Raw genomic sequence first — 4,827 nt, 5'->3', positions numbered from 1 at the left:
TGCCGGGCATCCACGTCTTCCTTCCGATGTGGAGCACAGACGTGGATGGCCGGGCTTGACCCCGCGTATGATGAGATGTGTGAATCCAGTAGGGTCAAGCTAGGCAATGACGGCCGGGATGTGTGCAGATGATAGGGTCAAGCCCGGCCATGACGAAACGAGAAAGCGCCGGTCGGCCTTATTTACAGGGCTTTGCGTCCTTGACGTCGAATTTGCCCATCTTTCCGGAGATGACAAAATCATTGTAGTCGAGCACCAGCGCCCGCGAAACGCCGTCCTCAAAGAGTTCGAACGACATCGCATAGACCGGCGTCTGCTCGCCGCTGTTGGCCTTGGCGTCGCGGTCGTAATAGCTCACGGTCACCGGCCACCGCGTCAACGCCTTCATGGCATCGTTGGCGGTCGACGGGTCCGGGGTCGCGATCGTGCGGTCGCCGGGAATTGGCCGGCCAATCACGGAAAGCGTGTTGTAGACCTTCTCGCCGTTGTCGGATCCGTCGTAGACGCTCAATTCCAGCACGGATTTGCCTTCTTTGGCCGCCGCGATGATGCGCTGGATCTGCTCGGTCGGAAACACCGTGCTGCCGTCGAGCGTGAATGTCTTGGCGACCGGCTGTTTCAGCTTGACGGCGATACGGTCGCCCGTGCGCTCCGCGACGCCGTCGATGGCGCTGGGATCGCCGTTATTCATGCGGGTAGCGATCTTGAAGCGATAGCTTTTGCCCGCGCCGTCCTCCCAGCTTGTGGAGCGAAGATCGCTGAGCGTGGTCTTGCCCTCGCCGCTGTCGAGTTCGGAAACCTGGCGGAAATCCGAGGTATAGCCCTCGCAGGCGCTGCCGGAAAAATTATACAGAATGCGCCCGCGTGCGGCTTCGATCGAGGTGCTGCCGCGCGACTTCACCAGGCTCAGTTCGTACATCGCCTGGTGCGGGAGAAACGGCGCGCCTGCGGTGGCTTGGGCGACGCCGCCGAAACCTGGAACGAAAGCGATCGCGGCCACCGTCATTGCCCCGGTGCAGAAATGCGAAATCTGGTTCGATCGACCCATGCCGTCTCCTGCGCTGAGAATCTGTACAATAATGATCGCACTGATGCGCCGCAACCAGGGCCGCACCGGGAACCGTTATGAATCGGCTGCCCGAATGACGCCGTTTCCGCCAGCAGCCGGCTCCGCTTGCATGTCCTGGCGCGATGAGCGAAATAGAGGCAGCCCAATGCGTTACATGCAAGAATTCGGGCGCGGGATGAATCCCTGGGGAGAGCTATGGCAGGAACGATCGAGCAGAAACTGGCGGCACAGGGCGTCACCTTGCACGAGCCCGCGGCGCCGGTGGCGAACTATGTCGGCTTCGTGCGCACCGGCAATCTGCTGTTTGTGTCCGGACAGGTCTGCGTCAGTCCGGACGGCAAGCTGATTGCCAAAGGCAAGCTTGGCGCCGGCGTCACCGTCGAACAAGGCAATGCGGCCGCGCGCGGCTGCGCCATCAACCTGCTGGCCCAGATCAAGGCCGCGCTCGGTGACCTCGACAAGGTGTCGCGCGTGGTCCGGCTCGGCGGCTTCGTCAACTCGGCGCCGGATTTCGTCGACGGCCCCAAGGTGCTGAACGGCGCTTCCGACCTGATGGTCGCAGCATTCGGCGACAAGGGCCGCCATGCCCGCACCACCGTGGGAGTAGCGTCGCTTCCGGGCGATGCCGCAGTCGAGGTCGAGGGAATTTTTGAAGTTTCGTAAGCGGGCAGGCTGATGCGTGCGCCGGATTGGCTGACTGCGCGGCCGGTGGCTCACCGCGGCCTGCACGACCCCGCGCGCGGGATCATCGAGAACATGCCGGGCGCGGCTGCTGCCGCGGTTGCGGCTGGCTTCGCCATTGAATGCGACATCCAGCGTAGCGCCGATGGCGAGGCGATGGTGCACCATGACGACGCGCTCGGTCGCCTTACCGAAGGCTCGGGCGCCCTGTCAGGCAAGACGTCGGCCGAACTGAAGCAGGCGGTATTCAAGGGCACGCCGGAAAAGATGATGACGCTGGGCGACCTCTGCGCGCTGGTGGCCGGCCGCGTACCGCTGGTGATCGAGGTGAAGAGCCATTTTGACGGCGACCGCAGCCTGGTGAGGCGGATGGCGGACGTGCTGGCGTCCTATGATGGGCCCGCAGCCGGGATGTCGTTCGACCCTGACCAGGTGATGGCGCTGCGCGAGTTGATGCCGGGTCGGCCTCGGGGCATCGTCGCCGAGCGGGAATATACCGACGCCGACTGGCCAGAGGCCACGCGCGCCCAGCGCCGCGGAATGTTGCATCTGCGTCATGCTGTCCGCACCCGGCCGCATTTTGTCGCCTATTGGGTGGATGAACTGCCGGCCGCAGCACCCTGGATTGCACGCAACGTCTTCGGTTGCCCGCTGCTGACCTGGACCGTGCGCACGCCGCAGCAGCGCGCCATCGCCGCACGCCATGCCGACCAGATGATTTTCGAGGGGTTTTGCCCGCAAACCTGACATGGCCGGGCACTTGAAGTATTGAGACAATGCACAATCTTTAAAAATGGTCACCGCAAGCGATGGCTGCTCGCGTGGCGATTCAAGTGATCGATGGCATCTTCTGAAATTTCCCTTGAAGCGGTTTCGTCGGTCAGCCAGGTTCCGGCTGACGCCTGGGACGCCTGCGCCAACCCGCCTCCCGGTTCAAGCGCCCTCAACGAACTCGATACGCCCGCTTCATCCGATCTCACAAATCATTCGCGCAATGAATCAGAAGAATCCTACAACCCATTCGTTTCGCATGCATTTTTTTCTGCACTAGAGGCGTCCGGCTCGGCCTGCTCCCGGACCGGTTGGGCGCCACGTCATCTGATCGCCCGGCTCGACGGCGGCATCGCGGGCATTGTGCCATGCTATTTGAAATCGCACTCGCAGGGTGAATATGTGTTCGACCGCGGCTGGGCCAGCGCCTATGAGCGCGCCGGCGGCAGTTATTACCCAAAGCTTCAGGCCTCGGTTCCGTTCACCCCGGCGACCGGACCACGGCTGCTGATTCGCAACGGCGTTGATGCCGAACTGATCGGCGGAGCACTTGCCGCCGGACTGGCGGCGCTGTGCGAGGCGGCCGAAGCCTCCTCGGTTCACGTCACATTCGCGCGCCGTCAGGAATGGAAATTTCTCGCCAAGAACGGGTTCCTGCAGCGGACCGACCAGCAGTTCCACTGGCATAACCAGGGCTATGAAGGATTCGAGGATTTCCTCGCCACCCTCAATTCACGCCATCGCAAGGCGATCCGCCGCGAGCGCCGCGAAGCCGTTGTGAACGGCATCACGATTCACGCCCTTAGCGGCAGCGAGATCACCGAGGACGCCTGGGACTCGTTTTTCGCCTTCTACATGGAAACCGGTTCGCGGAAATGGGGCCGGCCCTACCTCACCCGCGCCTTCTTTTCGCTGATCGGCCAGACCATGGCCAAGGATATTCTGCTCGTGATGGCCCAACGCGGCGGGCGCTGGATTGCCGGTGCGATCAATTTCATCGGCTCCGACGCCTTGTTCGGACGCAACTGGGGCGCAATCGAACATCACCCGTTCCTGCATTTCGAAGTCTGCTATTATCAGGCGATCGACTTTGCAATCGGGCGTGGCCTGAAGCGGGTCGAGGCCGGCGCTCAGGGCGAGCACAAGATCGCGCGCGGCTATCTCCCGCAGACTACCTACTCCGCGCATTATATCGTCGATCCCGATTTGCGGCGGGCGGTGCACGACTATCTCAGGCGCGAGCGGCAATATGTGGCGGAAGCGGTTCGCGAGCTCACCAGCGCCGGGCCGTTCCGTAAAGATGCCGATGAGCCGTCTTGACCCCGGCGTGTTTTGGGACCGAGAACCACCGGGCAGCATTCGGGAGCAGCCATGACCGCCTACGACCCCAATAATATCTTTGCGAAAATCCTGCGCGGCGAGTTTCCCTGCTACAAGGTCTATGAGGACGATCACGCCCTCGCTTTCCTCGACATCATGCCGCGGACCCCCGGCCACACCCTGGTCATTCCGAAAGCACCGGCCCGTAACATCCTTGACATTGAACCCGAGGACTTCGCCCACGTCGCGCGCGCGTCCCGCACCGTCGCCCGGGCCGCGCTACAGGCGTTCAAGGCCGACGGCATCACCCTGCAGCAATTCAGCGAACCCGCCGGAGGCCAGGTGGTATTTCACCTGCACATGCACGTGATGCCGCGCCACGACGGCATCGCGCTGCTGCCGCCGGCCAGCCGCAAGGAAGATGCGAAAGTGCTGGAAGACAACGCCACCAGGCTGATCGCAGCGCTGAAGGGCGCGTGATGATAACTCGGGCATTGCGAGCGAAGCGGAAGCGATCCAGATAGTTCCCAGGCATGCCCGGCCTTGTTCCGGACATCCACGTCTGACGGCCTCTCGGCAAGAAGACGTGGTTGGCCGGACAAGCCCTGCCCTATGCACACACCTCGGCCGTCATTGCCGAGCTTGAACCCTACTGGATGCACATATCTCATCGTCATTGCCGGGGCTTGACCTACCATACGCACACATCTCGCCGTCATTGCCGTGCTTGACCCGGCAATCCATCCGCTTCGAAACGACTCTTGCGAAGATGGATGGATGCGCGGGTCAAGCCCGCGCATGACGCGAGATTTGTTTTTCATGGCTGCCGGTGCCAGCGGAGCGGCGGATTACGCCTTTCACCTTCACCCGGTTGAGCGGTCGCGGCCGGGGCCGCTGATCCGCCTTGCGAAGCTCAAACCGGCGTTCACGCACTTGTGAATGTATACCTATCCCCACGCTCATAACCCGGCTTATGCTGACCGTGT

General features: G+C 62.5%; 6 protein-coding genes. 4 read left to right on the top strand and 2 right to left on the bottom strand.

Translation table 11 applies throughout. The annotated features are described in order from the left end of the window. Window positions 1-178: 178 nt before the first annotated feature. Entirely contained in the window at window positions 179-1,048 is an 870-nt protein-coding gene (locus tag ACFE72_RS24030; protein ID WP_375415634.1) for a cell envelope integrity EipB family protein, read from the bottom strand. Window positions 1,049-1,264: 216 nt separating this feature from the next. Here ACFE72_RS24030 and ACFE72_RS24025 point away from each other — a divergent pair, with 216 nt between their 5' ends. The 4 genes from ACFE72_RS24025 (at window position 1,265) to ACFE72_RS24010 (ending at window position 4,321) form a co-directional block, all read left to right on the top strand. Further along, on the top strand, window positions 1,265-1,732 hold the full coding sequence (locus ACFE72_RS24025; RefSeq protein WP_375415633.1) for a RidA family protein: 468 nt from the start codon (window positions 1,265-1,267) through the stop codon (window positions 1,730-1,732). Between the two features lie 12 nt (window positions 1,733-1,744). Next, on the top strand, window positions 1,745-2,497 hold the full coding sequence (locus ACFE72_RS24020) for a glycerophosphodiester phosphodiesterase family protein (protein WP_375415632.1): 753 nt from the start codon (window positions 1,745-1,747) through the stop codon (window positions 2,495-2,497). A gap of 93 nt (window positions 2,498-2,590) precedes the next feature. Next, entirely contained in the window at window positions 2,591-3,841 is a 1,251-nt protein-coding gene (locus ACFE72_RS24015; RefSeq protein WP_375415631.1) for a GNAT family N-acetyltransferase, read from the top strand. Window positions 3,842-3,892: 51 nt separating this feature from the next. Further along, the gene (locus tag ACFE72_RS24010; protein WP_375415630.1) at window positions 3,893-4,321 is read left to right on the top strand and encodes an HIT family protein; all 429 of its coding nucleotides are present in this window, start codon (window positions 3,893-3,895) and stop codon (window positions 4,319-4,321) included. 306 nt (window positions 4,322-4,627) lie between these two features. On the opposite strand, the gene ACFE72_RS24005 is transcribed toward ACFE72_RS24010, so the two are convergent. Continuing rightward, the coding region (locus ACFE72_RS24005) for a hypothetical protein (protein ID WP_375415629.1) at window positions 4,628-4,827 on the bottom strand (200 nt) is incomplete at its 5' end.

Source organism: uncultured Bradyrhizobium sp. (assembly GCF_964252615.1).
Lineage (GTDB): Bacteria > Pseudomonadota > Alphaproteobacteria > Rhizobiales > Xanthobacteraceae > Bradyrhizobium.
The sequence above is the reverse complement of the archived record's forward strand: the minus strand, read 5'-3'. Positions and strand labels throughout refer to the sequence as shown.